27 protein-coding genes and 2 pseudogenes are annotated in these 25,265 nt (G+C 65.5%); 16 read left to right on the forward strand and 13 right to left on the reverse strand.

Going from position 1 to position 25,265, the window contains the following annotated elements; translation table 11 throughout:
• The first annotated feature begins 66 nt into the window (after positions 1-66).
• Together arr and AC1DKQ_RS11980 are read left to right on the forward strand one after the other, a co-directional pair.
• A complete protein-coding gene (gene arr, locus AC1DKQ_RS11975; RefSeq protein ID WP_476886060.1) occupies positions 67-477 on the forward strand; it encodes an NAD(+)--rifampin ADP-ribosyltransferase in 411 nt (136 codons plus the stop codon).
• Positions 478-670: 193 nt separating this feature from the next.
• The gene (locus tag AC1DKQ_RS11980) at positions 671-1,111 is read left to right on the forward strand and encodes a VOC family protein (RefSeq protein ID WP_476919089.1); all 441 of its coding nucleotides are present in this window, start codon (positions 671-673) and stop codon (positions 1,109-1,111) included.
• A 138-nt stretch (positions 1,112-1,249) separates the two neighbouring features.
• On the opposite strand, the gene AC1DKQ_RS11985 is transcribed toward AC1DKQ_RS11980, so the two are convergent.
• A complete protein-coding gene (locus AC1DKQ_RS11985; RefSeq protein WP_476919090.1) occupies positions 1,250-1,813 on the reverse strand; it encodes a dihydrofolate reductase family protein in 564 nt (187 codons plus the stop codon).
• Positions 1,814-2,038: 225 nt separating this feature from the next.
• Here AC1DKQ_RS11985 and AC1DKQ_RS11990 point away from each other — a divergent pair, with 225 nt between their 5' ends.
• A complete protein-coding gene (locus tag AC1DKQ_RS11990; RefSeq protein WP_476919091.1) occupies positions 2,039-2,311 on the forward strand; it encodes a DNA gyrase subunit A in 273 nt (90 codons plus the stop codon).
• A 293-nt stretch (positions 2,312-2,604) separates the two neighbouring features.
• On the opposite strand, the gene AC1DKQ_RS11995 is transcribed toward AC1DKQ_RS11990, so the two are convergent.
• Positions 2,605-2,778 carry a hypothetical protein gene (locus tag AC1DKQ_RS11995; protein WP_476919092.1) on the reverse strand — a complete coding sequence of 58 codons (174 nt, stop codon included), beginning with the start codon at positions 2,776-2,778 and terminating at the stop codon, positions 2,605-2,607.
• A 309-nt stretch (positions 2,779-3,087) separates the two neighbouring features.
• Between AC1DKQ_RS11995 and AC1DKQ_RS12000 the strand changes: the two genes are divergently transcribed.
• The 3 genes from AC1DKQ_RS12000 to AC1DKQ_RS12010 all read left to right on the forward strand — a co-directional run bounded on the left by AC1DKQ_RS12000 (position 3,088) and on the right by AC1DKQ_RS12010 (position 6,494).
• Positions 3,088-4,935, forward strand: coding sequence for an AfsR/SARP family transcriptional regulator (locus AC1DKQ_RS12000; protein WP_476919093.1), 1,848 nt, complete (start codon positions 3,088-3,090; stop codon positions 4,933-4,935).
• A 111-nt stretch (positions 4,936-5,046) separates the two neighbouring features.
• On the forward strand, positions 5,047-5,229 hold the full coding sequence (locus AC1DKQ_RS12005) for a PspC domain-containing protein (RefSeq protein WP_377988331.1): 183 nt from the start codon (positions 5,047-5,049) through the stop codon (positions 5,227-5,229).
• A 161-nt stretch (positions 5,230-5,390) separates the two neighbouring features.
• Positions 5,391-6,494, forward strand: coding sequence for a DUF6226 family protein (locus AC1DKQ_RS12010; protein ID WP_476919094.1), 1,104 nt, complete (start codon positions 5,391-5,393; stop codon positions 6,492-6,494).
• Positions 6,495-6,534: 40 nt separating this feature from the next.
• On the opposite strand, the gene AC1DKQ_RS12015 is transcribed toward AC1DKQ_RS12010, so the two are convergent.
• Both AC1DKQ_RS12015 and AC1DKQ_RS12020 read right to left on the reverse strand, forming a co-directional pair.
• Positions 6,535-8,169 (reverse strand): alkaline phosphatase D family protein, encoded by a 1,635-nt coding sequence (locus AC1DKQ_RS12015; protein WP_476919095.1) that lies wholly within the window; start codon positions 8,167-8,169, stop codon positions 6,535-6,537.
• Positions 8,170-8,322: 153 nt separating this feature from the next.
• On the reverse strand, positions 8,323-8,526 hold the full coding sequence (locus tag AC1DKQ_RS12020; protein ID WP_011690916.1) for a cold-shock protein: 204 nt from the start codon (positions 8,524-8,526) through the stop codon (positions 8,323-8,325).
• A 322-nt stretch (positions 8,527-8,848) separates the two neighbouring features.
• On the opposite strand from AC1DKQ_RS12020, the gene AC1DKQ_RS12025 reads away from it, so the two are divergent.
• Positions 8,849-9,241 carry a TfoX/Sxy family protein gene (locus AC1DKQ_RS12025; RefSeq protein ID WP_476919096.1) on the forward strand — a complete coding sequence of 131 codons (393 nt, stop codon included), beginning with the start codon at positions 8,849-8,851 and terminating at the stop codon, positions 9,239-9,241.
• On the opposite strand, the gene AC1DKQ_RS12030 is transcribed toward AC1DKQ_RS12025, so the two are convergent.
• A complete protein-coding gene (locus AC1DKQ_RS12030; RefSeq protein WP_476919097.1) occupies positions 9,238-9,975 on the reverse strand; it encodes a hypothetical protein in 738 nt (245 codons plus the stop codon). The two genes, AC1DKQ_RS12025 and AC1DKQ_RS12030, sit on opposite strands and share 4 nt — an antisense overlap.
• A 307-nt stretch (positions 9,976-10,282) precedes the next feature.
• Here AC1DKQ_RS12030 and AC1DKQ_RS12035 point away from each other — a divergent pair, with 307 nt between their 5' ends.
• The gene (locus tag AC1DKQ_RS12035) at positions 10,283-10,522 is read left to right on the forward strand and encodes a DUF3375 family protein (protein WP_476919098.1); all 240 of its coding nucleotides are present in this window, start codon (positions 10,283-10,285) and stop codon (positions 10,520-10,522) included.
• Positions 10,515-10,712 (forward strand): Wadjet anti-phage system protein JetD domain-containing protein, encoded by a 198-nt coding sequence (locus AC1DKQ_RS12040; protein ID WP_476919099.1) that lies wholly within the window; start codon positions 10,515-10,517, stop codon positions 10,710-10,712. The genes AC1DKQ_RS12035 and AC1DKQ_RS12040 overlap by 8 nt, the downstream gene beginning before the upstream one ends.
• A 5-nt stretch (positions 10,713-10,717) precedes the next feature.
• Here AC1DKQ_RS12040 and AC1DKQ_RS12045 read toward each other — a convergent pair whose 3' ends face one another.
• The 3 genes from AC1DKQ_RS12045 to AC1DKQ_RS12055 all read right to left on the reverse strand — a co-directional run bounded on the left by AC1DKQ_RS12045 (position 10,718) and on the right by AC1DKQ_RS12055 (position 11,943).
• Positions 10,718-11,044 carry a type II toxin-antitoxin system PemK/MazF family toxin gene (locus tag AC1DKQ_RS12045; protein ID WP_476919100.1) on the reverse strand — a complete coding sequence of 109 codons (327 nt, stop codon included), beginning with the start codon at positions 11,042-11,044 and terminating at the stop codon, positions 10,718-10,720.
• Entirely contained in the window at positions 11,041-11,244 is a 204-nt protein-coding gene (locus tag AC1DKQ_RS12050; protein WP_091564276.1) for an antitoxin MazE family protein, read from the reverse strand. Before AC1DKQ_RS12050 ends, AC1DKQ_RS12045 begins: the two co-directional genes overlap by 4 nt.
• 201 nt (positions 11,245-11,445) lie before the next feature.
• Positions 11,446-11,943 (reverse strand): hypothetical protein, encoded by a 498-nt coding sequence (locus AC1DKQ_RS12055; RefSeq protein WP_476919101.1) that lies wholly within the window; start codon positions 11,941-11,943, stop codon positions 11,446-11,448.
• 434 nt (positions 11,944-12,377) lie between these two features.
• Here AC1DKQ_RS12055 and AC1DKQ_RS12060 point away from each other — a divergent pair.
• A pseudogene (locus tag AC1DKQ_RS12060) lies at positions 12,378-13,686 on the forward strand (flavin-containing monooxygenase).
• Positions 13,687-13,708: 22 nt separating this feature from the next.
• Here the strand turns inward: AC1DKQ_RS12060 and AC1DKQ_RS12065 are convergent.
• Entirely contained in the window at positions 13,709-14,107 is a 399-nt protein-coding gene (locus AC1DKQ_RS12065) for a hypothetical protein (RefSeq protein WP_476919102.1), read from the reverse strand.
• Between the two features lie 265 nt (positions 14,108-14,372).
• Positions 14,373-15,158: an IclR family transcriptional regulator gene (locus AC1DKQ_RS12070; RefSeq protein WP_476919103.1), complete on the reverse strand. Its 786-nt coding sequence runs from the start codon at positions 15,156-15,158 to the stop codon at positions 14,373-14,375.
• Between the two features lie 174 nt (positions 15,159-15,332).
• Between AC1DKQ_RS12070 and AC1DKQ_RS12075 the strand changes: the two genes are divergently transcribed.
• Both AC1DKQ_RS12075 and AC1DKQ_RS12080 read left to right on the forward strand, forming a co-directional pair.
• Complete coding sequence (locus AC1DKQ_RS12075) at positions 15,333-16,151, forward strand: maleate cis-trans isomerase family protein (protein ID WP_476919104.1); 819 nt, start codon at positions 15,333-15,335, stop codon at positions 16,149-16,151.
• A gap of 12 nt (positions 16,152-16,163) precedes the next feature.
• Entirely contained in the window at positions 16,164-17,555 is a 1,392-nt protein-coding gene (locus AC1DKQ_RS12080) for an SLC13 family permease (protein WP_476919105.1), read from the forward strand.
• 80 nt (positions 17,556-17,635) lie between these two features.
• Here AC1DKQ_RS12080 and AC1DKQ_RS12085 read toward each other — a convergent pair whose 3' ends face one another.
• Complete coding sequence (locus AC1DKQ_RS12085) at positions 17,636-18,256, reverse strand: flavin reductase family protein (protein ID WP_476919106.1); 621 nt, start codon at positions 18,254-18,256, stop codon at positions 17,636-17,638.
• A 44-nt stretch (positions 18,257-18,300) separates the two neighbouring features.
• On the opposite strand from AC1DKQ_RS12085, the gene AC1DKQ_RS12090 reads away from it, so the two are divergent.
• Positions 18,301-19,047 (forward strand): haloacid dehalogenase type II, encoded by a 747-nt coding sequence (locus AC1DKQ_RS12090; RefSeq protein ID WP_476919107.1) that lies wholly within the window; start codon positions 18,301-18,303, stop codon positions 19,045-19,047.
• 4 nt (positions 19,048-19,051) lie between these two features.
• Positions 19,052-19,204, forward strand: a pseudogene (locus AC1DKQ_RS12095) (DUF4383 domain-containing protein); the annotation flags it as partial.
• 215 nt (positions 19,205-19,419) lie between these two features.
• On the opposite strand, the gene AC1DKQ_RS12100 reads toward AC1DKQ_RS12095, so the two are convergent.
• Positions 19,420-20,283 (reverse strand): SDR family oxidoreductase, encoded by an 864-nt coding sequence (locus AC1DKQ_RS12100; RefSeq protein ID WP_476919108.1) that lies wholly within the window; start codon positions 20,281-20,283, stop codon positions 19,420-19,422.
• Between the two features lie 98 nt (positions 20,284-20,381).
• On the opposite strand from AC1DKQ_RS12100, the gene AC1DKQ_RS12105 reads away from it, so the two are divergent.
• Positions 20,382-20,777 (forward strand): winged helix-turn-helix transcriptional regulator, encoded by a 396-nt coding sequence (locus AC1DKQ_RS12105; RefSeq protein WP_476919109.1) that lies wholly within the window; start codon positions 20,382-20,384, stop codon positions 20,775-20,777.
• 252 nt (positions 20,778-21,029) lie between these two features.
• Here the strand turns inward: AC1DKQ_RS12105 and AC1DKQ_RS12110 are convergent, their stop codons facing one another.
• On the reverse strand, positions 21,030-21,932 hold the full coding sequence (locus AC1DKQ_RS12110; protein ID WP_476919110.1) for an amidohydrolase family protein: 903 nt from the start codon (positions 21,930-21,932) through the stop codon (positions 21,030-21,032).
• A gap of 764 nt (positions 21,933-22,696) precedes the next feature.
• On the opposite strand from AC1DKQ_RS12110, the gene AC1DKQ_RS12115 reads away from it, so the two are divergent.
• Positions 22,697-24,883, forward strand: a complete 2,187-nt coding sequence (locus AC1DKQ_RS12115; RefSeq protein ID WP_476919111.1) for an FAD-binding protein — start codon at positions 22,697-22,699, stop codon at positions 24,881-24,883.
• The last annotated feature ends 382 nt before the right edge of the window (positions 24,884-25,265 follow it).

Below are 25,265 nucleotides of genomic sequence, written 5' to 3' on the forward strand. Positions count from 1 at the left end.
GCCCGTAAATCGGGCGTCTGCCGGGGCGGGGGCTGTTCGGCGATGTCGTCGGATTAGGCTGTATCTGTGAGCGAACCACTGGACGAGGGTCCGTTTTTTCACGGCACGAAAGCCGACCTCCGGGACGGTGATCTGCTGAGGGCGGGCTTCAGGTCGAACTACCGTCCCGAAGTCGTGATGAATCACATCTATTTCACCGCTCTTCCGAACGGTGCGGGACTCGCTGCGGAACTCGCGGCGGGTGAGGGCGCCCCGCGCGTCTACGCCGTCGAGCCGACCGGGGCATTCGAGGACGACCCGAACGTGACCGACAAGAAATTCCCCGGCAACCCCACCCGGTCATATCGCAGCAGTGCCCCGCTCAGGGTCGTCGGCGAAGTCACCGACTGGACACGACAGGCGCCCGAGGCGCTACAGGCGTGGAAAGAACGCCTGGCAGCACTCCGTGCGGACGAGCGAGGCGAAATCATCAACTGACGAGGATCACGCTCCTTCAAGGGCATAGAACGTAAGCGGGTCCTGAGAGGGCGACCGCATCAGGGTTCGCCGCCGTCAGCTCGGGTTTGGCCCATGCCAGGACTACCGTTGCCCTGGTTGCCCACGGGACTTGTTCGATTGAGTCCCAGCTCCCCACTAGAGCTAATCGGCCCGACTCGGTAGCGTGCGGTGCATGGCCATTAAACTTGAGAACGTCGGCATCGCCGTTCGCGACCTCGAAGCAACGATCGCCTTTTTCACTGACCTCGGTCTCACTGTCGTCGGCCGTGACACGGTCAGCGGTGAGTGGACCGATACTGCCGTGGGCCTTGATGGCAACCATGCCAAAATTGCGATGCTCCAAACACCAGACGGTCACGGACGCCTCGAGCTCTTCGAGTACATCCACCCCGAAGCAATCGAGACGAGCCCCACTCGTCCCAACGAGATTGGCATGCACCGCGTCGCCTTCTCGGTCGACGACATTGACGAAGCCCTTGAGATCGCCGCGAGGCACGGCTGCCGGCCGCTACGCGGCGTCGCGACCTACGAGGACGTCTACAAACTCACGTACCTCCGCGGTCCCAGCGGCATCATCGTGATGCTCGCCGAGGAACTGAAGACGAAGAACTGACGGCCGGATCGGCGTGGTGCCCCGGGTTAGGTGTCGCGCAACCCCAGCGCCTCGTAACCTATGCGTTGTGAAACGCGTGCTCCGCCATGGGGCGGCTGGTGGTGGGTGCACTTCCCCGACCGTGCAGAGGAATCGCGCTCAGCGCCTCGTCTCGAACCTGGTCAGGACCACGCCGCCGGGAAACGTCCGTGTCTCCACCAGGTTCAGGTTCACCCAGCTGTCCAGCGCAGTGAAGAACGGCGTGCCGCCGCCCACCAGGACCGGATGGGTGGCCAGCATGTACTCATCGATCAGCCCGGCCCGCATGGCGGCCCCGGCGAGCGTTGCGCCACCGACGCTCATCGGGCCGCCGTCCCCGGCCTTGAGCCGGGTGATCTCGGCGATTGCGTCGCCGGTGACCAGGCGGGTGTTCCAGTCGACCTTGTCGATCGTCGAGGAGAACACCACCTTCGGCGTGTCCCGCCAGTTCCGCGCGAATTCGATCTCCGCCGGGGTGGCGTTGGGCTGCTGGTCGCCAGTGGGCCAGTAGGAGCTCATGGTCTCCCACAGCTTGCGCCCGTACAGCGTCAGGCTGCTCGCCCGCTCCTGGTCGAGCCACCACTGGAAGAGTTCGTCGCTCGGCCCGCTCCAGCCGATGTCATCGCCGGCCGCGGCGATGTAGCCGTCCAGTGTCAGGTTCATGCCGTAGATCAGTTTCCGCATGGCGCCAGCCTTCCGTCAGTCGGTCTCCAGCTTTTGGTTTAGCACGGCGCGGGAACCTCTGTCGTCCCGCACATGATCAGCAGCATCCTGTCCCTCAAAGCGCCATCGTAACGGCAATGATATGGATGCCATAGCCTTCGGTCCTCGTTTTCACTGAGCCGTCTGGTGAAGGATCCCCAACTGGACGCAATGCCCCAATGACTTCCGTCGTGCAAGAATCACCGCATGGATGAGGATGAGCGGCATGTAAGGGATGAATTGATGATCCTCGATGCCCTGGTACAGGCGATGGATCGGCGTGACGAGGTCTTCCAGATAATTGAGGATTCAGAGGACGTGGACGAAGCAAGGCGCCGGGTGGGTCACCTGTTGGGTGTGGGAGAGTTGGGCAGCCTGGTAGTCCTCGACCTGCAGGTTAGAAGATTCACCCGGAACCAGCGTCAGGCCCTCGCTGCCCGTGCAGAAGAACTTAGATCAAAGTTGCCTGATGGCCACTGAGGACCTCGTGTTCTCCGTGATTACTGGGTCCCTCAGCGCGACGCTACTAGGAAGCAGCTGCTCACCGTTGTGCCCAGCTAACTCGGTGTCTCGAAACCTTCCCGTCTCGAATCGGTAGCGATGCAAGACAACTCAACGCCCGGTTGAGCGACACCAGGCGATCACAGAACGCCGCCACGATGCACTGAACTCCACAAAGGCACCGCACGACGTCGGGCCTGACCCCTACTTCCAATGCTGGAAGCGGGGGGTCAGGCCCGTGCGGTTGCTGGCGTGTGGCTGCTGGGACTCGGTCAGCGCAGCGACCGCAGGGACGCGTACGGCTCGCTGGGGAGGTTGCCGGCCATCCACGGGCGGGTGGACCGGACAGGCGGGGTGTGGCCCCGGCCGTCACGGAAGACCGCGACGACGGTGGAGACGGCTGCGAAAACCAGGAGTCCGGCGAGCAGGATGGCGGCAAAATCCATGTGAGAAGCACCTCGGGCGAGTGATGGAGTTGGTTGTTGGGGCGGATGATGGATCAGGTTTGTTCGGGCCGGGTTCCGGAGTGATCGGTGCGGGTTCGGGCTGCGGTGGTGGTTCAGGTTTCCGGTCCTCTTGTGGTGACAAGTCCAGTTTCCGCGCCCACCGTGTGAGCCACCGTGTGAGGGTTTTTCGCCCGGAATCGTGTGCGTTTCGACGACGGTCGCGTGCCCGGATCTCCCCCGCCGCACGCCGGCTAGCACCCTGACCGACAGCCCCTCCCGCTCCCCCACCAGCGGCGTAGCATGACTGATATGGCCGAGACTTGGATTCGGCTCCTCGGTCCGCCCAGGATCGAGTCCGCTGGCACCGCACCCCGGCAGCCCCGGGGGCGCAAGGCGTGGGCTGTGTTGGCCTACCTCGCGCTTCAGCCGGGCGGCACCGGCCGTGCGCGGACGGCAGCGCTCCTGTTCCCCGACGCCGAGGACCCGCTCGGCGCCCTGCGCTGGAATCTCTCGGAGCTGCGGCGGACCCTCGGCGCGGACTCGGTCGGCGGCGACCCGCTGCGGCTCACGTTGCCCGCCGGCTGGCACTGCGATGTGACTACAGCCCTGGCCCCGAGCAAAGACGCCGACCCCCGCGCCTTCGACGGCGAACTCCTGGAGGGTCTCGCCTTCGCGGACTGCCCGGTGTTCGAATCCTGGCTGGAGGACCAGCGGCACCGGCTCGAGAACTGCGTCCTGACGCTGCTGTATGAGGCCTCGCTCGCCGCGCTGGCGGCCGGAAGGGCGGACGACGCCGTCGACCTCGCCACCCGCGCGCTGCACCTGGACCCCTTCAACGCCGACTGCCACGCCGTGCTGATCAAGGCCCTGGTGTCCCTGGGCGAGTACCGGCGGGCGCGGGAGCAGGCCGACAAGTGCCGCGAGCTGTACCGCCGGGAGCTCGGGCTCGGCGTGCCCGCGGAGGTGCGCCGGGCACTGTCCGACGCGGCGCCCCCGGCTGAGCCCGGGCTGCCGGCCAGCTCGGCCGCGGTGCGGTCCTACCTCGATGCCGCCGAGGCCTCGCTTTCGGCAGGCTCGGTGGACCGCGGGCTGGAGCAGTTACGCCTCGCGGCTGAGCTCGCGCAGCGGACCGGTGACCACCATCTGCTGGCCGAATCCCTGGTCACGCTGTCCGGGGCGCTGATCCATCAGGCCGGCGGACGCGGCGCGGAGGTGGCCGATCTCCTGCACAGAGCATTACAAACAGAGGCGCTGAAGTCGGAGGAACTGGACCCGGAGTCGCTGTCAAAAACGCACGATACCGGGCGGCCGGCGTCGCGGGTGGCGGCGGCCGCGTACCGGGAGCTGGGGTACCTGTCCGTGCAGCGGGGCATTCCGGACCGCGCGGCCGGCTGGCTGGAGCAGGCGGCCCGGGCCGCGGACGGGTTCGACGACGAACGGTCCAGGATCCTGGCCATCCAGGGCATGGCGGCCTCGGACACCGCACATTACGGCGAGGCGCTGGCGGCCCTGGCCGAATCGAGCCGGCTCGCCACCGCCGCAGGAGGCCGCCGTCTGCTGGCGTTCAGCCAGGCCCTGACCGGCCGGGTGCATCTGCTGCGCGGGGATTTGGAGCCGGCGGCTGAATGCCTGGACCGGGCCCAGGAACTGATCGCGGCCGAGCACTGGACGGCGTTCGAGCCCTTTGTCGCCGGGCTCCGCGGCGAGACCTTCCTCGCCGCCGGCAAGCTGGAGGACGCCGCTCCCCTGATCGACCGCTCGTGGGTGATGGCCGACGTCGCCGGCGACCACTGCTACCTGACCCTGGCCGCCGGGGCCAAGGCCAGGCTCAGCATGGCGCTGAATGACCAGGCCGAGGCCGAGTCCTGGCTCAAGCGCGGGCTGGATACCACGCCCTGGTACCTCTGGTACCGGGCGCGGCTGCTGGACACGGCCGCGGAGGTCGCGATCGACGCCGGCTCGCCCGCCGCCGGGGACTACGCCGACCGGCTGGGCACCATGGCCAGCCGCGGCGCCCTGCGCGAACTGGTGGTCCGGGCGCACTCGCACCGGGCGGTTCTGGGCGATGCCGCCGCCGCTGAGACCATCCCGTGGCTGGCCAAGGACATCGACAACCCTGCCCTCAATGAGTATCTGGCGCGGCGCGGTCAGCTCTGACGACGGGCTAGGCCGTGGGGATGTGGCGCTTCTGTGTCGCCGCTGTGTCGCCGCTGCGCGAGCGCGAAGTTTCCTGCTGACGGGACGGACGCCCGGTGCTAGGGTGGCGAAATGGCAGCAACCCTGGTTCGTCCCCGGCGCGGGAAGGTCTTCGCCGGGGTGTGTGCGGCCCTGGCCGACCGCTTCGAGGTCCCGCGGGCATTCGTGCGCGTCGGGTTCATGTTCTTCGGCCTTTTCGGCGTGGGTGAGTTCGTCTATATCGCGCTGTGGATCATCATCCCCCAGGGCGATTAGCCCGGGCACGACTTCAGCACAGCGCAGGACTGCGCACCGAGCACAGCTCTCATCGCCGGAATTGAGTAACCACCCATCGCGCTGTCCCGGTGCCCTAGGATCGCGGTATGGGGCCAACCGAGGACTTGTTCGAAGGGCAACCATCCGGATTGCCTGAGCCAATGCCTCGGGGCAGGGCACGGTATCAACCGCCGGACGGCGAACCGGCCAAGATCAGGCACCTCGGTGGCTATGCCCCGTTCATCGAATTCTGCACCGGCCGAGGAGTCCGGGCCGAAGAACTGGCCTCGGATCCTGAGCGGCTCATTGCGTTCCTGCGCACGTTCGGCTCTCACTTTGAAAACGACAGCACGCTCAGTGCCGCGGCGGCCGTCTTCGCCGGGAACGCCATCGCCCGCCTGAGACCGGACGCGCAGTGGACCGCCGTCGAAGGCGCATCTGCCACGGTGGGAAACCGGCAGCGGCAGTTCGACGTCGACCGTCTGCTGGTGGCTGTGCGCAGTGCGGACGAGAAATCATTGCGCGGGTTCGTTTCCGCGCTTTTGGACTGGGCCCGGGAGGAAGTGGATTCGTCCCCAGCAATGCAGCCCGTTCCGGTGTCGCCGACGGCAGGACAGCCCCGCTATGTCCGGCCGGACCTGCCGACGACCACCTACTACTCGGCGGACGGGGAACCCATTCCCTACGGCCGGCAGTGGGGCGCTGAGGGGCCCGATCCTGATTCCTACAGCGTGGACAGCCACCCCGAGCGTTTCGCCGGACTTCACGTCGTCGCGCATGCCCTGATGGACCATCTGGCTACCGCGTACGACGTCGAGGTCCATGAGGATCCGGCCCATGCCAGGGACCTGCTGATCGACGTCCGGGACGTGCTGCACGCGGTCCGGGTCACCCCGCGGCGTTCCGGAGCGGCGGCACTGACGTTTGTGCTGACCGGCTATCCGGGCGTCGTGGTCCACGCCGGCGTGCTGCACGACTTCCCGTTTCCCGTGTGCGGCTGCGACGCATGCGACGAAACGGCTGAGACAACGGCGGACCGGATGGAGCGGCTGGTGCTCTCGGTCGCGGCCGGCGGATACGCCGAACGCTACCCGGTGGGCAGCCGGCGGTGGATCGAATACGCCCTCACCGCCTTCGACGGCTCCGGCTCGGAAAGCGGGAGCGGCGAACCCGGCCCAGTCTCCGCCACCCGACTCCACGACGCAGAGATCCGGCTGCGGGATGTCGCGGGCCCGTGGCGTCCGTGGCCGCTGCGCGGGAGCTGAACGTCGACGGCGGTGGCGCGCCAGCGGACCAAAAAGCGCGTCACCGCTCCGGCTGCAGTTCCTTGCTCCAAAGCACGGTGCCGTTGGCGTTGCGGAGGCTCACGGTGAAGAGGTCGTCCTCGCCCAGGTCCACGTGGCCGAAGTACTGGCTTTCGCCGCTGCGTGGGGATTCGTTGGCGTAGGCGCCGGCCTTGAAGAAGGCGACCTCGGGTCCGAAGGTGCCGTCCAGGGCGTTGGGCCCGAAAGTGCCGGCGTTGATGGGCCCGGCCACGAATTCCCAGAAGGGGTCGAAGTCGGTGAAGGCCGCCCGCTCGGGCGCGTAATGGTGGGCGGCGCAGTAGTGCACGTCGGCCGTGAGCCAGACAACGTTTTTAACACGATTGCGCTTGAACGCGGAAAGTACTCCGGCGATCTCGAGTTCCTTGCCCAAGGGGGCGCCGGCGTCGCGGTTGGACAGCGATTCCTGGTTGACGGGCCCGTCCGGGACGACCACACCGAGCGGCAGGTCGTTGGCGATGACCTTCCAGGTGGCCTTGGACTTGCTGACCTCCTTGATCAGCCAGTCGGCCTGTTCCTGGCCGAGGATGTGCATCAGCTGCGGTTCCTTGCCGTCCGTGTTGGGGTCCTTGAAGCTGCGCATGTCCAGGCAGAAGATGTCCAGCTGCGGTCCGCGGGCAATCTTGCGGTAAATGCGGGCGGGTTCGAAGCCGGTGCTGCGCGCGGTGAAGCGGTTGCCGAGGCCGGCGATGGGCTGGTATTCCTGCCAGGCCCGGCGGCCGCGGGCGGCGAGGACGTCCACGCGGCGTTCGGTGTAGCGGCTGTCGGTGAGGATCTGGCCCGGGTACCAGTTGTTGTGGGTTTCGTGGTCGTCCCATTGCGCAATCACGGGCACCTCGGCGTAGAGCGCCCGGACGTTCTTGTCCATCATGTTGTAGCGGTGCCGGCCACGGTACTCGTTGAGCGTCTCGGCCACCTTGGCGACCTCCTCGGTGACGAGGTTGCGCCAGATCTGCCCGTCCGGCTCGGTGACTTGGGCGGTGATGGGCCCGTCGGCGTAAATGGTATCGCCGGAGTGGATGAAGAAGTCCGGCCGGGTGGCGTGCATGGCAGCGTAGCCGCGCATGCCACCGATGTCCTCGTTGATGCCCCAGCCCTGGCCGGCGGTGTCTCCCGACCAGACGAAGCTCTGGCCGCGGGAGTGGCGCCCGCTGCTGAGCAGGCCCCTGCCGGAGGCGGTGCTGAAGGAGCCCTGCACGGTTTCGCCGGCGTTGCCTTCGGCGTCCTCGAAGTACATGCTGACGGCGAAGTGTGTCCCGGCGGGCAGGTGGTCGGCGTCGATCCGGGCGGTGAAGTCCGTGTCCGCCGTTGCGGCGCTCCCCCGCAGCACGCGCTGGAAGGCGCGGCCGCCGCGGAGCGGGGACCCGCCGTCGTCGACCGCAAGCAGGCTCGCCACCAGCCGTCCCGGGCCCGACGCGCGGGACCACAGCACGCCGGAGCCGCTGGTGACGTCGCCGGTGGCGATGCCGGACGGAAGGGTCAGTCGGTTCCGGACCAGCGGGATGGCGGAGGGCCGGGCGCTTGCTTGGGCTGTGCTTGCCTGAGCAGGGACGACGGCGGCCGCGGCCGTGGCGGCGAGGGCACCTTTGAGGACATTGCGGCGGGTGAAGGAAGTCATGCAGCCAGCCTTGACGGCCCGGGTGAACCGGCGGGGACGGGGGCGTTAACACCGTCCGATGGCAACGAGATGATCTGTGGACTTAAACAAAAGCAGGGCCCGTCCGAAGACGGGCCCTGCTAGAAACCTAACGGTCCCGGGTATCTAAGGAAATTAGATAGCCTGGATGTTGGTGGCCTGGGGACCCTTGGGGCCCTGCTCGGTTTCGAAGGAGACCTTCTGGTTCTCTTCGAGGGAGCGGAAGCCGGAGGAGTTGATCGCAGAGTAGTGTGCGAAAACGTCCTGTGAGGAGTCATCGGGGGAAATGAAGCCGAAGCCCTTTTCAGCGTTAAACCATTTGACGGTACCAGTAGCCATTATTTTTGTCCTTCGTGAAGGTGGAGGAACTGTCCCGACTTTCGGGTCCTCCTGTTTGGGGTGCTCAAAACCGCTGCTTCAGAAGAACATGGGCTTTCGACCATGCGTACTGCCTGAACTACGAACTGCATAAACACAACAACAGGATCAACCATACAGGAGATTCCGGACACCAATTACCACGGCCCCGTCGGGCCATCGTCCGCGGCCGTCCGCCCGGCACCGCGCCGGCCGTCCGCGCGCCTCGCCTGGGCCGCGCCCGGCCGCAGGCATATCCTGCAGGAAGACCAGGCCGTGCCCGTCAGTTACCGGAGGAAGACCCATGGAAATGCCGAAAGCGTCCGACGCCGACAAGGAGCACTTCCGCTCGGTGCTCCCGGACCATCCCGAGGTGGTCATCAAGCCGATGTTCGGAAACCTCGGGGCGTTCGTGCACGGGAACATGTTCGCCGGCCTCTTCGGCCCCACCATCGGCGTGAAGCTGGCCGAGGCGGACAAGGAGCTACTGGAAGGCAGTGAGCGGACCGTTCCGTTCGGGCCGCCGGAGCGCCCCATGGGTGGCTACACCGGACTGCCGGAGGTCTGGAACGCCGAGGGCTCCGGCGATGAGGCGCGGGCCAAGGCCTGGGTGGAGAAGGCTTATTCGTATGTGGCCGGACTGCCGCCCAAGGAGCCGAAGGTTTCTAAGCCCTGGCCGAAAAAGGTAGAAGGCTAGGGCAGGACAACGTTCACGAGTTCTGACCGGCTGCCGGTTTCCAGGTCCTCGGTAAGGGCCAGCGCACCGATCTGGGGGCAGTGATACTTATACTCCCGAGAGTTCTTTTCCAGCGGCGTCCAGTCGTCGACCTTGACGCAATCGGTGTAGGTGCCGGACTTGGTGGAGACGGTCTCGCCGGTAGCTACGGTGTCCCGCATGTCTTCCGCGTGACCAACGTAAAATTCCTGCCTGTAGGAGTCGCCAGGCCGCTGCTCCGCCTTCATCCAGATGCCGGCTTTAGCCCCGTCCTTTCCATGGCGAAAGCTACCTGCGTGGTGCACCAATATCCCATTTAGGTAGTTGTCCACGTCCTCGCCGAAATACCAGACGTCGCCGTTTTTGTGTTGCGCCAGGTAATCCCGGGTTTCCTCTACCAGCTGCCCGTTCTTGTACTCCTTATCCAGATAGACCACAGTCTCAACACCCGCTATGTTCACGGTCTCCGGCAGGATTTCGATCTCGATCCTCTCGGTGACTTTTCCGTGCTGCATGGTCTCGTACGTCAGTTTTTTGCCGACCGGGAGGGCGAAGTACTTGTTGGTGATTTCAGTGGTGAAATCTGCTGGGTTGATCTGCGGGTTGTAGTCCGCGGCCTTGCTCTTGTTTGCGTTGTCGAAGACAAACAATGTCACCCCGCCGACAACCAGCACCAAGGCGATCACACCAAAGAGGATTTTGGTTCGTCGATTCATGACCGTTCCCACTCCTTCTGAGTAGAAATTCCTGTCGGGGTCAGAGCGCCGTTGCTGCCCATGGCCATACGAAAAAGACTTGCCCATGGCCATAGGAAAAGATAGGGCAGTCCGCCCTGAACCAGAACACCCTCGGCTAACACCGCGATTGGACGAGCACCGCCTGCCGTGGCGCCAGCGAAGGTACGTTCCGTCTCATCTGCCGGCGCCCGTTGCGGGTCGTGGTGACTTCTCCTCCACAGAAAATGTCCGCGGCGCCCTCTAGAGTGAACAGAGGATGTGAGACGGGCGACACCACGAGGACCGGATGGACTACTACGCAATCAGCGCCCTGCGTGAAAGCCATGCAGGCTGGTCTCTGCTGCGCGCACAGAACGGGCCGCTCGCCGTCTCTTTTTTCATGGCCGCCTTCACCGGCCCCAACCAGCGCAACCTTGGCCGCCAGCAGCTCATCGACAGCCTGGACGATGTGCTGTTCGGCCTGCGGGATGCCTACGGCGAGGACAAGTTTCCGCGCCAGGCTCGTGGCCAGCGTGCTGATGGATGAGGCAACGTTCCTCGCCCACCGGGATGCCTGGGGCAGGGAGCCGTCGCCGTCGAGGGCTGCACTGACCCGGTTGACCACCGACGAAGCCGCGCTGTACCAGGCGCTTGGCAATGACAACTACGGACCAGCCGTCCGCCTCGAACAGGAACTGATCCGCTGGGACTCGGCTCTGGAATGGCTCAGGGGCTGAGCCATTCAATTCCCCAGCCCAAGAAAGACGGCAAGGGACTGTTCAACGGCAACCATGGTCTTGGAATCGATTCGGCCTATCCGCTCCCCGAGGTTGGCACGCCGCACTGTTGTGAGCTTGTCCACCATGATCTGGCTGGGTTGCTTCAAGCCCGTGAGCTGTCCGGGGTCAACAGTCAGCCTCAGCAACGGGGCATCCGTCAAGTGAGTCGTGAGCGGCAGAAGGGTGACTGACTCCGAGGTCGCAAACAGGTCATCCTGGATGATGAGTGCTGGCCTGGGTTTCTGCGCATATGTTCCCCCCGAAACCGTCCACAGTTCACCGCGATTCACTCAGGCCAGTCTTCCGCAATCTGTTCGATGAAGTCTTGGTCGTCGCTGGCATGGTCGGAGGCCGCGACTGCCAGCGCTTGCCGCCGGGCCTCACGCCTAAACTCCTCTGTCCGCGTATCCGGAACCCACATCTGAATCTGCCGGAAGCCCCGCTCCCGCATGGCAGCTCGGTGCCGTGCTACACGATCTCTGACGCTCATGAGTCAATGTTACATGTAACACCACCCAGGGGCCCGCGGTATTTGCCGTCGCCCTGCCTGTCGCAGTTGCAGGCTGCCACCAGTGCGGCGGCAGCCTGCAACCACAACCCCTATCACTCCGAGGAGGCGACCACGTCGGAGCAAAACGCCTTGAGCTTGCTGGTCATCCCCGTCTTCAGGCGTACAGAGCAGTTAAACGCCCTAGGCCAGGGAGTCGCACAGATTCCTCTGCTTTCCTGAGGCGCTTTGGAATGTGGACTTTCCGTTCGCGTCGTTCGTGATCACAGCCCTACCGGTGTAGAGAATCGTGCGGGTACCACCCGTATCTGTCGGGAAGAAAATAAACACATTTTGACCCGTCAGGGTGAACGTGGTCGTTCCGGTGGCGGGGGGCTTCGGCGCCAATGTGTGTGTCACGGATCCGTTCGTGGGCACCGTGATGGCCTTGCCTGTTTTCACGTTGGTAAAGGTCAGGATGAAGCCGTTCCCGCCTGCAACCGTGCGTATGAAACCGTTCTTCTCCCGGGTCACCTTCACCCTCTGGTCGCCTTTGGTGCCGCTCACGGTGATGTCAAACCCTGGGCAGCCAGGAACGGGGTCGGAGGTCGGAAAGTCGGCGGCGGAAGCCGGTTGTGCTCCCGCGAGCATCAGGGCCGTAAGCATCGCAGCAGGCGCAAGGCGCCGCATCGTCTTGTTCATGATTTTTCTCCATCGAGTAAGAAGCTGGGCTTCTTCATTGATGGCGCGCCACCAAGCATCGGAGGAGAACGCGCGCCGATAACCGTACGGGTCATGCCCTGACTGCCCACCCCCCAGAGTGGGCTGCGTACAATTTGCAGGCCGAACACGGCCGAGGCATCAGAGCGTACCCCGGTGTTCGAAAGTTCGGCAAGGCTAAGGGCGCCATGTCTAGTCGTACTTGTCGTGACAGCTTCTGCCCTTGTCCAACATCGTCCCGACACCGAGGTTCTCGTTGCAGGGGCTTGATGCCGTGGGTGGCGGCGCAGGTTTGCGACGGCTGCCGCCCGCAGCGGAGCGGCCCCACGCCGTCGTCGGGCACCTGTACGCGGCGGCGCTGCGGGCATATCCTGCCAACAAATCCATCCCTGTCCCTTCGCTACGGGAGGAGAACCATGGAGACCCCGACGGCGACCGAAGCAACCGCCCGACATGCGGCTCCGCACAGCTTCAACACCCTGATTGTCGGGGCCGGGCAGGCTGGCCTGGCCACCAGCTATTGGCTCACCCAACAAGGCGTCGAACATCAGTTGCTGGAACGGCGCGAAACGCTGGGCGGGGCGTGGCAGGACCGGTGGGACGCGTTTTGCCTGAACACGCCGAACTTCTCGCTCGCGCTGCCCGGCATGCCGTATGACGGCCCCGCCCCGGAAGCATTCTTGCTTCGAAATGACCTCATCGAGCATTTCCGGCACTATGCGGAGCGCATCGACGCTCCTGTCCGAACGGGTGCGGATGTCACGCGAATCGCGCCCGCGGAGGGCGGCGGCTTCAATGTGGCCACAACCCAGGGCGAATGGCGGGCCAGGAACCTGGTGCTCGCCACCGGCGGCTACCAGAGGCCGAAAATCCCCGCACTGTCGGCGCAACTCCCCGGCCACATCCTGCAACTTCACACCGACAGCTACCGCAACCCGGGCCAACTGCCCGACGGTGCCGTGCTCATCGTTGGCACCGGCCAGTCCGGCGGCCAGATCGCCGAGGAACTGCTCGCCGTCGGCCGCGAAATCCACTTGGCGGTGTCCACGTGCCCGGAAGCACCGCGCCGGTACCGCGGCCAGGACCTCCTCTATTGGATGATGCAGCTTGCACAATTCGGCCCCGACTTCGGACTGAACGGCCTCACCGTGGGGCAGTTGCCCTCCCCCGCGGCGAGGTTCGCCTGCAACCCGCTGGTGTCCGGCGCCGACGGCGGCCACGACATCCACCTGCGGGACCTCGGCCGGCGCGGCGTCCGGCTGCACGGCCATTTGGAAGCGGCCGACGACGGCGATCTTGTCTTCAGTGATGACCTTCCGGAACGCCTGGGCCTGGTGGAGGCGGCGTTCTACCAGCGGATGAAGCCGATGTTCGACAGCTACATTGCCGCCACGGGCATGTCGGCACCGGAGCCGGAGCCGCCGCGTAAGGACGACTGGCTTCCCTCGGAGGCGGCGCGGCTGAATCTCGAGGCCGCCAACGTCACGTCGGTCCTCTGGGCCACGGGCTACCGGCTGGATTTCAGCATCTTGTACATCCCGGTGCTGGACGAATGGAACTACCCCCGGCACTCCCGCGGCGTCACCGAACACCCGGGCGTGTACGCCGTCGTACGCCGTCGGGTTGCCGTGGCTGACCGGGCACGGCTCGTCCATCGTGGCGGGCGTGGGCCGCGATGCCGAGTACATTGCGCAGCACATCGCCGGGAACATCGGCGCCCGGTGAAGGCGACGTCCCAGAGGGGCGGCTACCCCGTGCAAGGCCCGTCGAAGTCCACGGGTGCGGCGAGGCCGGCCGAGCTGAACCATTCCCTGGCCCATGCCTGGACCGAGGGGATCGCGAGTTGCTCGGCAACGAGCTCCGGCGGCGCGTCGAATACGGACTTCCCCTCCTCCAGGCGATCCCCGGTGCCGCTGCCGGCGAGGAGCCCGAAGAGGGCAGGCTGGTCGAGGAAGGGAAGCTTCCCGCCGTCGGCCAGCACGCCCCAGCGCGAGGTGAACAGCGAAAACTCCTCCGGGCGTTCCCCGTGGGCCGCCACGAGCGGGCAGGCTTCGCCGTCGAGCTGGATCCGCCGGTAGTTGGGCTCCGTTTCGTCGAGGGCCATCGACGCTGGTGAGGCATCGCAGTTGTATGGCAGCGAACCCACAGGGTCCAAGGCTGTCTTCGGATGCTAAATGCTGAGGCGAGTGTGGTTGCTAGGCACTCTGCCAGGACGCATGAGGAACTTGGGTTCGCCTCGAGCCGGAGTTGATCCGGTGGGGTGGGTCCTGAACCGGCGGTCGGGTCTGTAGCCGTCGCTATCATGAGGTGAGCCAGCGCCCGGCTGCGGGCTTCCCGGCATCATGGCCGGCGGCGCGGCTCCCAGATGTGCCTACCGGGCTCGTCCGCGAAGTGCTGACCGGTAACCGACATCAACCTGCTGATTGACTGCCGTCATACCCAAGCGCGCGGCTTGCTTCCAGGCCCGCGCGGGCCACCATGGGCCCCAGCCGCTCCACGTCGGCGGGCCCAATCCGCTGGGTCGGGAATCCCAGGCCTACTGCGCAGGCGAGCCGCCCCGCGTGGTCGAACACGGGTGCGCTGATGGAACCCACGTCTTCGTTCCGTTCCCCGAAAGCCGCATAATATCCCTGCTCCCGCGCCACCGCCGCCTGCTGCCGGAGCAGCTCCAAAGAGGCCGGCGTGGCGGGGGTAAAGCGGTCCAGTCCGTGTTCGTCCAGGGCGCCCCACGACTCGGGGTCGAACGCCAAGAAAATCTTGCCCGGGGCTCCCGCATGCAGGGGCATAACCATGCCCACCATGAACGGCCGCATCACCACGTGGCGCGTCTCCGCTACGGCAACTATGGTCCGGAACGCACCGTCCCGGACATACAGGCAGGCAGTTTCACCGGTCTCGTCGCGCAGTTGCTGCAAGACAGGCTTCACCAGTCGGACCACGTCCAGCCCGAACGTTCCCGGGGTAGCCCAGCGGACCAGACCGATGCCGATCCGGTACCGGTCGCCGTCGCGGTCCAGGAACCCTTCCCGCAGCATGTTTTGCACAAGCCGCTGGCAGGTGCTGGACGGCAGGCCCGTCTTCCGGATGATCTGCTGCAATGTCGGTTCCGGAGCCTCGACCGAAAAACAGTCCAGGATCTCCGCCACCTTGTGCAGCACAAGCAGGGGTGAGGCCCCGGCGCCCGTCTCCGTCGCCACAGTTTCAACGTCCCTTCATTACTTTTCCGCTAGCAGCCTCCAGCCTAGTAAGTCGGAAGCGGGCCCCGGAACGTGACCCATTTGACATTCTACTCACGTGACCCACATCATGGGAGCCGAACCCACCTAGTGGGTTTTTCCGAAGCCCCCAAAGCACAACGACGTGGAGAAACCATGAGCATCCCCGAAGCCACCTGCGAAACCGCTCCGGAGCCCAAGCGCCCGGGCTCCTCCAGGGTTGGACTGATCGTCCCCAGCTCCAACACCACTATGGAGACGGAGCTGCCCGAGCTGTTCCGGCGCCAGGCCGAGGCAACCGGACACAGCTACACCTTCCACTCCGCCCGCGCCGGCATGAAGAAGGTCACCCGGGAAGAGCTACTGGCCATGGTGGGTAAGGCAGCTGGCTGCGCCGAGGCAGTTTCCGACGCCGATGTGGACGTCATCGCCTACGCCTGCCTGGTCGCCGTCATGGCCCAGGGTCCGGGAGCCCATGAGGGCTCGGAGAAAGTCATCGCTGACGCCGCCGCCGGCAACGGGCACCCTGCCCCCGTCACCAGCAGCGCCGGCGCCCTGGTCCGCACCCTGCAGGAAATCGGGGCGCTTAAGGTGGCCATGATCACCCCCTACATGAAGCCGCTCACCAAGATGGTGGTGGACTACATCGAGGGCTCCGGCATCACCGTACTGGACGCCATCAGCCTCGAGGTGGCGGACAACCTCGAGGTCGGCTGCCTTGATCCGCAGAACCTGCCCGCCCTTGCCCGCAGCCTGCAGCGCGAAGGCGCGGACGCCGTCGTGCTTTCCGCCTGCGTCCAGATGCCGTCGCTGGCTGCGGTCCAGGCAGTGGAGGACGAGCTCGGACTGCCGGTCATCACCGCCGCCACCGCCACCACGTACGAGATCCTTAAGGCTCTCGGCCACCAGCCCGCCATCACCGGAGCCGGCAGCCTGCTGTCCGGCGCCGGCGTCCTCACGCCGGCGAACACGTAGGCGGCCGGCACCATGTCCCTGTCACTTATCGCGTTCCTGGTCCTGGTGGCGGCCTTTGCCATCGGTTCCTTCACCAAGATCAACGCCGGCCTGCTGGCCACCGTCGCCGCGTTCGGCGTCGGAACCCTCCTGGCAGGCATGTCCATCAAGGACGTCATCGGCCAGTTCCCTGCCGGGCTGTTCTTCATCCTGGTGGGCGCCACACTGCTCTTCGCCATTGTGCGGATCAACGGCACCATCGACCTGCTGGCCTACTGGGCTGAACGACTCGCCGGCGACCGGAAGATTCTTGTCCCCATCCTGATGTTCCTGCTGACGGCTGTCCTGGCGTCGGCCGGCGCATTCACTCCCGCCGCCATCGCCATCGTGGCGCCGGTGGGCCTGGCGCTGGGCATGCGGTTCGGCATCAGCACCTTGGCCATGGGCCTGGTTATCGTCCAGGGCGCCAACGCCGGAGCCTTCTCCCCGGTCAACCCCTTCGGGGTGCTTGCCAACAAAATGCTGGAGGGCGCCGGAGCCGCGGACGGTTCCTTCAAGCTTTACGCTTACTGCTTCGTCTTCAATGCCATCCTGGCCGCGATTGCCTACGTCCTGGTCCAGGCCATCATGAAGCGCCGCCTGGCCAACGCCGAGGCAGGTCACCAGGCCGGTGAGGCTGGGGATGCAAAGCACGACGGCGGCGCTGCCGCTCCCGCTGGAAGCAGCGCGTCAGGTCCGTCCGGGTCCGGAACGGCTGTGCTCACCGCCCAGGCGCCCACTTCTGTGGCGGCCGCAAGCACCACCAGGACCGGCCCCGAGAAGGTAGCCGCGACGCCGATGCGGATCCTCACCTTGGTGGGCATCGCCTCCCTTCTGGTGCTCACCACGGTCCTGGGCCTGGACGTCGGAGTTGCTTCGCTGATCATTGCCACAGTGCTGATCGTCCTGGACTCGGGCGTGCAGAAGCCGGCAGTGGAAAGCATGCCGTGGTCTGCGATCATTCTGGTGACCGGCATCGTCACCTACGTAGGCATGCTGGAAAAGATGGGCGCGCTGAAGCATCTGCAGGAAGGCATCGCCGGCCTGGGCAACAGCTCCCTTGCCGCCCTGATCACCAGCTACGTGGTGGCCATAGTCTCGGCCTTTGCCTCCACCACCGGCACTCTCGGCGTCATCAGCCCGGTGGTCGCACCCATCGCCATGGATCCGCTGCTCACTCCCATCGGAGTAGTGACGGCCATCGCCATCAGCTCCTCGGTAGTAGACGTGAGCCCGATGTCCACCAGCGGCGCCCTGCTGATGGCGAGCGCGCAGCCCAAGGACGAGCGGATGTTCTTCCGGGCGCTGCTGCTCTGGGCCATCGCGATGATCGGTGTGGTGCCGCTCCTCGTGTGGTTCGTGTTCGTCCAGCTCGGCCTCGGCTGATCACCGTACATCGAAAGGGAAGGTGTGTCCTGCATGCAGGACACACCTTCCCTTTCTAACGCGGCCTGGCTTCACGGGTTTCAGGCCTTCGGGCGGAAAGGCCCCGGCCAGTCCTTGAGCCGGATCCGTTTGAGCTCTTGGATGGTGCCCAGCGTGCCCCACTCGTCCAGGCCCAGCCGGGTCAGCGGCTCCAGCAGGTCAATCCGAGGGTGGCTGCCGTCCAAAACCGCGTCGCTCACGGCAGCGTGCGTCACTTCGCCGAAGACCAGGATGGAGTCTCCCATCGGCAGGACCGAGTGCAGGCGGCATTCGAGCACCGCCAGCGATTCCTTGACCCGCGGCGCCCCCACGGTGAGGCTCGGCTCCCGCGTGAGGCCGGCGGCGTCAAACTCACTGACATCGGGCGGAAAATTGGTGCCGGTGGCGTTGACCTCCTCCAGCAGCGCGGCCGGGGCGAGGTTCACCACGAACTCTCTGGACTCGGTGATGTTGCGGAGTGAATCCTTCTCCCCCACCGAGGTGAACTGCACGATGGGCGGATTTGTGGAAGCCACGGTGAAAAACGAGTGCGGGGCAAGGTTGTCAACGCCCTCCGGCGAAACACTCGATACCCAAGCGATGGGCCGGGGCACCACCACCGCGGTGAGCAGCCGGTAGAAATCGCGGGCGGACGTGGCAGCGGGATCGAAATCAGTGCGCATACTGCCAGACTATCGGGCAGGAAACATTTCGAAGGAAACAAGAAATGACGATCCAGCCATACCGTTCACCATCAACCGGGTGCGGGATACGGGCCGTCCTCTTCGACACCTTCGGCACAGTGGTGGACTGGCGTACCGGCGTCGCCCGGCAGGCGGCAGCCTTCGCCGCGACACACGGGCAGCATCTCGACGCCGAGGCATTCGCCGATGACTGGCGCGCCCTCTACCAGCCGGCAATGGAGGCCATCCGCTCCGGCTCCCGCGAATTCGCCACCCTGGACACACTCCACCGCGAAAACCTGGACCAGGTGCTCCGCCACCACGGCTTCGATCCGGATCGGCTGGACGCAAGAACCCTGGAGGAGTTGAACTCATCTTGGCACCGTCTGCCCCCATGGCCGGACAGCGTGGAGGGCCTGACTGCCGTCCGCCGCGGCTACATCGTGGGTCCCCTCTCCAATGGCAACACCTCGCTGCTGTTGGACATGGCCAGAAACGCCGGGCTTCCGTGGGACGTGATCATTGGCTCGGACATGACACGCACGTACAAGCCGCTGCCGGCGGCCTACCTTCGGACTGCGGAGTTCCTGGACCTCAGGCCCGGTGAGGTGATGCTGGCGGCCGCCCACAACAACGACCTGCGTGCCGCCCGCGAGGCCGGGCTGGCGACGGCGTTCATCGCCCGCCCTACCGAATACGGCCCGGGCCAGGTTGCGGATCTGACGCCGGAGAGCGATTGGGACCTCTCGGCGTCGAGCATCACCGAACTGGCTCACGAGCTCGGGGCCTGAGCTGCTGCCCCCAGCGCTTCCGGTAGTTCGCACCGCTGTCCGGACGAACGTCCAGAAGGCAAGCCTCGCCGTCGGCGCCGTCTTCCTGCTGGTCGGCATCCTGGGCTTCGTCCCCGGCGTCACCAGCAACTACGAGTCGCTGCAGTTCGCCGGCCACCATCCCACGCACACCAACTGCGCCCTGCGGCCCCGATTCCAGCTCGCGCTGGAGCCGGGGCCGCAGTTGTACTTCACACTTCCGCTTGCGAGTGGTGCGGTCGGCTGGCACAAAGGCCGACGCGGCTGCCCCCAAGCGACTTGATCAGTCGGGGGTACATCGCTCTCGCGGTGCGGCCGCTTGCACTGGTCAGGGCCGCGGCGCCCGGCTGCAGGTCAGGCAGAGGCAGCTGCTGAGCGGACAGCTTCGGCCAGGGACATGGCGGGGCGTCCGATCAGCGCGCGCAGGTCTCCGGTGCTGACCAGGAGGTTACCCCGGGCAATCCCCAGGTCAGAGTCGGCCAGGATGTCGGCGAAGGCCTCCGGCACTCCAACGCCCGCCAGCATTCCAGCGTACTCTTGCGCGGGGAGGTCCTGATAGGAGATTTCCCTGCCGGTGGCGGCGCTAATCTCCGCCGCGAGTTCAGCCATGGTGAACGGTTCGTCGCCGCCCAGCTCATAGATTTTGCCGGCCTGGTCCCCGGCTACCAGCACAGCAGCTGCGGCGTGGGCGTAGTCGGCGCGGGAAGCTGCGCTGACCCGGCCTTCCCCTGCGCTTCCGGCGATCCCACCCTGCGCGAGCGTGCCGGGCAGCTGATCGGTGTAGTTCTCCAGGTACCAGCTATTGCGAAGCAGAACGAAAGGAACGCCCGCTTCCTGCAGGATGGTCTCGGTTTCCTGGTGCTCCACCGCCAGCTTCATCGTGGTGGTGTCCGCGTTGGCGATGCTCGTGTAGGCGAGCAGTTCGACACCTTCTGCCTTGGCGGCCTCGATGACGGTGCGGTGCTGCTCCACCCGCTGCCCCACCTCGCTGCCGGAAATGAGGAGCACCTTCTGGGCCCCCTTCAACGCCTCCGCCACGGAGTCGGGATCGGTGTAGTCCATGGCCTTGACCTGGACGCCGCGCGCGGCGAAGTCCGCGAGCTTTTCGGTGGAGCGCCCCGTGGCCACGATGTCCGCCGCAGGAACGTTGCGCTCCAGCAGGGCCTCGACTACATGGCGGCCCAGCTGGCCGGTTGCGCCGGTGATGACGATGCTCATGGATTTTCCTTTCGATGGTGGTCTATCACCGATCACAACAAGGGGTTCTTCAACTTACTTCCCGAAAGAGAGTACGCACTTTGAGGTAAGGTACTGGCATGGAAGTTAGTACGGCTGACCCTGCCCACGCCATGCGCCTCCCCGCCGCTCTTGCCGACGGCGTGTTCCCGGCCGGGTGCCCGAGCCGCACCCTGCTCGACCACATCACCAGTAAGTGGGGCGTACTGATTCTGCTCGCCTTATCCGAGGGCGGGCAGCGCTGGAGCGAATTGCGACGCCGCGCCGAGGGTGTCAGCGAGAAAATGCTGGCCCAGACCCTGAAGACCCTTGAGCGCGATGGCCTGGTAAGCCGGAAAGCCCAGCCGGTCATTCCGCCGCGGGTGGACTACAGCCTCACGGAGCGCGGCTATGAGCTGAGCGCCCTGCTGGTTCCGCTGGTGGCCTGGGCCTTCGAAAACGCTGACGCCATCATCAACGGGCAGCGCACCGACTAACTTAACACGCATCAGCGGGCGCCTCAGCGAGCCGGTACGCGCGGCTCGAAGGAGCGGGCAATGACTGCCGGCACAGCCTCCGCCTGCGGAAGGTGAGCCGCCGGGGCGTCCGGGCGCAGCGCAGCACAGGGGAAGATAAGACGACGGCGGCCTCGCCTTCGGCGGCGACCTCCCGGTCCGTCTGGCGCAGGCGGAGGCAGGGTTCGGGCAGCGGATGAAGGTGATGCCGGATGCCCGCAAAGGCAGGCGTGGCTAGGGCAGCCGGTCCAGCCCCAGGAGTGCCTGCGGGGTGTGCCAGAGGACATTTTTCATCCATTGGCTTCCGAGTCCCCAGCCTTCGAGTACCTGAATCTGGTGGCTGTAGGAGTAGGGAATCGACGGGAAATCCGTGCCCAAGACAACTTTGTGTGACAGCCCGGCAAGCGTGTCCAGGTAACCGGGCGGGATCGGGGCGACCTGTTCCATGTAAGAGGTGCCAACCATCGTGGTGTCCAGGTAGACGTGAGGATTGTTTGCGGCAAGCTCGGCATACTCCTGGTACTCCGGCAGGCCTGCGTGCGCGATGATGAGCACCAACGAGGGGTACCTCTTGACGAGTTCGCGCACGGGTGCAGGTTCGGTGTATTCCCCGGGGTGCGGACCGCTGCCGCAGTGGATGACGACCGGCGTACCGGAGTCCTGGACGAGCTCCCAGGCGGGTGCAAGCTGAGGGTCCAAGGGTGAGAACCCTCCCACCTGGATGTGTATCTTGAAGATTCGGGCGCCCTGTTTCAAGCTGTCCGCGACGACGGTTTCCACACCCGGCTCTGGGTAGAAAGTGGCAGAGTGGATGGCGTCAGCATGGCGCGAGGCGAACGCCGTCGAGTAGTCGTTGAGCCACTGCGCCATGCCGGGCCGGTGCGCATAGTTCAGCGTGGTGAATGCCTTCACTCCGATATCCCGCAGCGTTCGCACCCGTTCCTCTTCGGAGTCCCGGTAGGCGATGGGCCACGCGGGAGCCCCGCTGTCCGCAACGCGGTCAAAGAACGCCCACACCTTCTCCAGCACCCGGGAAGGCATGAAGTGCACATGCAGATCAATAATCCCCGGCAAGCCCAGCGAGTCGAGGTACGGGCGGACCTCCGCGTCAGACCGCGGTACAAGTGCTACAGCCAAGACGAACCTCCTGCGTTCCACATCTCATCAGCACCATTTCAGGCACGTGTACCGGCTCAAGCCCAGCGACTCGGCAGCTCTGGCCACACTCCCGACCCTATCCAGAACCGAGAAAAACTCGTACTTTTGCTCCCGCGTGTATTTCCTGCTGGTTCGTCGTTCTGACGTCAAAGACGACACGGTCGTCGCAACTCCCAATATTCATTGAGTGTTGCAACGCCCGCTAGAAAAACGCCACGGCAGACATTCAACTCGTGGTCGATGCCCTGGCCGTAGCTGGCGAGGCGCCCTAGATTGAAAGTCTAAATGGCCGCGAGTCTGGATGACAGAGGCACAGCAAGTCCCACCCTCAAGCAACGGCTGGTCCTGTCCTTGCCAGGGGTCGGCCCCGGCAACGGCCCGCCCGGCACCCGGCCTCTCAAGCGCCGGGCGACAATTCCGCGTCCATGACGAACGGTCAAGGCGGGAGCCGCGCATCAGGTTATTGACCGCCGTTAGGGGCCGGAGTAATTTACCCAGTAGCCGTGCTGTAACCCGTTGAGACGAGGGCAAACCTCGTTTCTGAATCACGCCAAGGCAAACCGCGCGACCATGCTGAGTTGCCAAGGTGCATCCGGTCTCCGCCGCTGTGGAAGCCTGCGGCATAGGCTTTTGCCCTCCCAGACACAGGGCCCCATCGGCTGATAAACCAATGACCCGGCACTGCCCCAGCGGCCGTGCCCAGTTGCCCGGGCATGCCCCGCCCGGGTGAATCGGAGTACACGGTGGACAACAGCTCTTTCCAGGCCCTCCAGGAGAAAGTGCGGGGCCGGGTCATCACGAGCGATCAGGCGGACTACGACGCCGCGCGTGCCGTCTTCAACGGAATGATCGACAAACGCCCCGCGGCCATTCTGCGCGTGTCGCAAGTCGCGGACGTCATTGCAGGCGTGAACTTCGCGCGGGACACCGGCCTGGACCTGGCGCTGCGCGGCGGCGGCCACAGCGCGCCCGGGTTCGGGACCTGCGACGGCGGCCTCGTCATCGACTTCACAGACTGCCGGGGCGTGCGCGTGGATCCTGCCAATGCAACCGCACGGGCCGAAGCCGGAGTGACGTGGGCGGACTTCAACCACGCCACGGGCGCATTCGGCCTTGCCACTACCGGAGGCATCATTGGATCAACGGGTGTTGCTGGACTAACTCTCGGCGGAGGGATCGGCTACCTCGCCCGCAAGTACGGGCTCTCGTGCGACAACCTGAAATCCGCGGACGTAGTGACCGCCGACGGGAAATTTCTGGTCGCCAGCGACACGCAAAACGAGGACCTCTTCTGGGCGCTGCGCGGCGGGACCGGCAACTTCGGCGTCGTGACTTCCTTTGAGTTCAACCTTCACCCTGTGGATGTTCTCTACGGCGGAGTGATCATCTACCTTCTGGAGCACGCCGACGCGGTGGCACGGCTTTACCGGGATTACATCGCCACCGCCCCGGAGGAAATGGGAGTGTTCCTGGGCTTCCACCAGGGACCGCCTGTCCCCTTCCTGCCTGAGGAATATCACGGGAAGCCCGTGGTGGTGCTGGTGGGCGGCTGGGCGGGCCCCCACGACGAAGGGGAGCGTCAATGGCAGCCGTTCCTTGACGTTGCGCCCGTCGCCGGCTCCTTCCTGGGTCCGCTTCCCTACACGGTGCTCAACACACTCTTCGACCCCATGTATCCCAAGGGCCTGCAGGCCTACTGGAAGTCAGCATTCCTGCCCCGCCTGACCGACGACGTCGTCCGTGTCGCCGAGAAGTTCGGCGAGGCCATTCCGAGCATCCAGACAGCCAACCACTTCTACCCGATTAACGGTGCCGTCCAGCGGGTCGGGCGGGACGAGACCGCGTTCCCGTACCGCGACGCCGACTTCGCAGTGGACATTGCCTGCCATTGGGAGGATCCGGCCCACAATGAGGCCAATAGGAAGTGGGTGCGCGACTACTATGCCGAGCTCCAGCCCCTCGGATCCGGTGCGGGCTACGTGAACTTCCTCGACGCCGACGACCAGTCACACATCGAGGACACCTACGCGGGGAACTACGCCCGCCTCGCCAAAGTCAAGGCCAAGTACGATCCCGGCAACCTCGCCGCTGGCGTACCCTCGCCGAGAAATACGAGCCGCACCGGCTGCTGGTGGGCGGAGGTCAACCTGGAACCGTCCCGCGCCGCCCGCTACACCCGGTCCGACGAGATGCAGCAGGCCTTCGCTTTTGCGTTCGTGAAGCTCGGCTGGGATGCGGAGGCGTGGGCTGCCGTCGGCAACGAGCTCGAAGCCGCCCGGCAGCTTCACGGCGCAGCCCCCACGTGGGCGCTGGAAAACCACGACATCGTCCGTTCCGTGACCCGTTTTGGCAGTGGCGAGCTCGGCAGCGTCCGTGCGCGTGCGGCTCTCGTGGCTTTGCTAGGACTGCCCGGCGCCGCCTACATCTACCAGGGCCAGGAGCTCGGGCTGCCCGAGGTCGACGTCCCCGTCGAGGCCCGAGTGGATCCGATGTGGGCCCGCGGCGGCGTCTGCCGCGACGGCGCCCGCGTCCCGCTGCCGTGGACCCAGGACGCGACGCTGAACCACGGCTTCTCGCTTTCTGAGACCGCCGCGAAACCATGGCTGCCGATCCCGGCGGGATGGGGAACTCACGCCGTCGAGCGTCAGGAGCAGGCCGGGCAGTCCACCCTGAACCTCACCAAGGCGGCGCTGGCGCTGCGCCGGCAGTTGTGGAAGAACGAGGTGTTCACCACGGACGACGGCGGCAGCTGGCGGGTCGAGGCCGGAAACCTCCTCGTGTGCGAACGCAATGAGCACTTCCTCGTCGCCGTTGCAATGGGCACCGAACCCGTAAAGCTGCCCTCCGGCACCGTGCTGCTCAGCGCCGCAGCGCTAGCCGGGGACGGCTGGCTGCAGCCAAACAACGCCGCCTGGGTGCTGCTTGACTGAGGCTGCAAACGGCAGGGCCGTCCACATTTCGCGATGAACGTGGAAGGGCCATGTAGTGTCGCCGGTCTGTTGTCCTCCGTCATCACTATCTCCACGCCCCAAAACCGGATCCCGACAACCCAAGAGTCCCAGCATGGCTAACTCTGGGCAGGAGAGGCGAACCGCCGTACGGCGGCGCCCTGAGTCGGAATGCCAGTCAGTGACGGTGAGTCAGACCGCTCAAGTCCCTATTTGACTGCCGCCGTCGCCGCGGACGTCTTCGCAGCGGTGGCATACCCGGCCTTAGTCCCGGTCACGGTGACCGTGACAGTCTTGCCCGCATCCCCCGCGACCGGCTTATAAGTCGCGGCGGTCGCACCGATGATCGCCACACCGTTGGCTT

The sequence above is a fragment of the Arthrobacter sp. 05L421 genome (genome assembly GCF_056397785.1).

Coding starts and splice junctions, on each gene's coding strand:
- AC1DKQ_RS11980 (WP_476919089.1), top strand. CDS start 671: ATGGCCATTAAACTTGAGAACGTCGGCATCGCCGTTCGCGACCTCGAA.
- AC1DKQ_RS11985 (WP_476919090.1), bottom strand. CDS start 1,813: ATGCGGAAACTGATCTACGGCATGAACCTGACACTGGACGGCTACATC.
- AC1DKQ_RS11990 (WP_476919091.1), top strand. CDS start 2,039: ATGGATGAGGATGAGCGGCATGTAAGGGATGAATTGATGATCCTCGAT.
- AC1DKQ_RS11995 (WP_476919092.1), bottom strand. CDS start 2,778: ATGGATTTTGCCGCCATCCTGCTCGCCGGACTCCTGGTTTTCGCAGCC.
- AC1DKQ_RS12000 (WP_476919093.1), top strand. CDS start 3,088: ATGGCCGAGACTTGGATTCGGCTCCTCGGTCCGCCCAGGATCGAGTCC.
- AC1DKQ_RS12005 (WP_377988331.1), top strand. CDS start 5,047: ATGGCAGCAACCCTGGTTCGTCCCCGGCGCGGGAAGGTCTTCGCCGGG.
- AC1DKQ_RS12010 (WP_476919094.1), top strand. CDS start 5,391: ATGCCTCGGGGCAGGGCACGGTATCAACCGCCGGACGGCGAACCGGCC.
- AC1DKQ_RS12015 (WP_476919095.1), bottom strand. CDS start 8,169: ATGACTTCCTTCACCCGCCGCAATGTCCTCAAAGGTGCCCTCGCCGCC.
- AC1DKQ_RS12020 (WP_011690916.1), bottom strand. CDS start 8,526: ATGGCTACTGGTACCGTCAAATGGTTTAACGCTGAAAAGGGCTTCGGC.
- AC1DKQ_RS12025 (WP_476919096.1), top strand. CDS start 8,849: ATGGAAATGCCGAAAGCGTCCGACGCCGACAAGGAGCACTTCCGCTCG.
- AC1DKQ_RS12030 (WP_476919097.1), bottom strand. CDS start 9,975: ATGAATCGACGAACCAAAATCCTCTTTGGTGTGATCGCCTTGGTGCTG.
- AC1DKQ_RS12035 (WP_476919098.1), top strand. CDS start 10,283: ATGGACTACTACGCAATCAGCGCCCTGCGTGAAAGCCATGCAGGCTGG.
- AC1DKQ_RS12040 (WP_476919099.1), top strand. CDS start 10,515: ATGGATGAGGCAACGTTCCTCGCCCACCGGGATGCCTGGGGCAGGGAG.
- AC1DKQ_RS12050 (WP_091564276.1), bottom strand. CDS start 11,244: ATGAGCGTCAGAGATCGTGTAGCACGGCACCGAGCTGCCATGCGGGAG.
- AC1DKQ_RS12055 (WP_476919101.1), bottom strand. CDS start 11,943: ATGAACAAGACGATGCGGCGCCTTGCGCCTGCTGCGATGCTTACGGCC.
- AC1DKQ_RS12075 (WP_476919104.1), top strand. CDS start 15,333: ATGAGCATCCCCGAAGCCACCTGCGAAACCGCTCCGGAGCCCAAGCGC.
- AC1DKQ_RS12080 (WP_476919105.1), top strand. CDS start 16,164: ATGTCCCTGTCACTTATCGCGTTCCTGGTCCTGGTGGCGGCCTTTGCC.
- AC1DKQ_RS12085 (WP_476919106.1), bottom strand. CDS start 18,256: ATGCGCACTGATTTCGATCCCGCTGCCACGTCCGCCCGCGATTTCTAC.
- AC1DKQ_RS12090 (WP_476919107.1), top strand. CDS start 18,301: ATGACGATCCAGCCATACCGTTCACCATCAACCGGGTGCGGGATACGG.
- AC1DKQ_RS12100 (WP_476919108.1), bottom strand. CDS start 20,283: ATGAGCATCGTCATCACCGGCGCAACCGGCCAGCTGGGCCGCCATGTA.
- AC1DKQ_RS12105 (WP_476919109.1), top strand. CDS start 20,382: ATGGAAGTTAGTACGGCTGACCCTGCCCACGCCATGCGCCTCCCCGCC.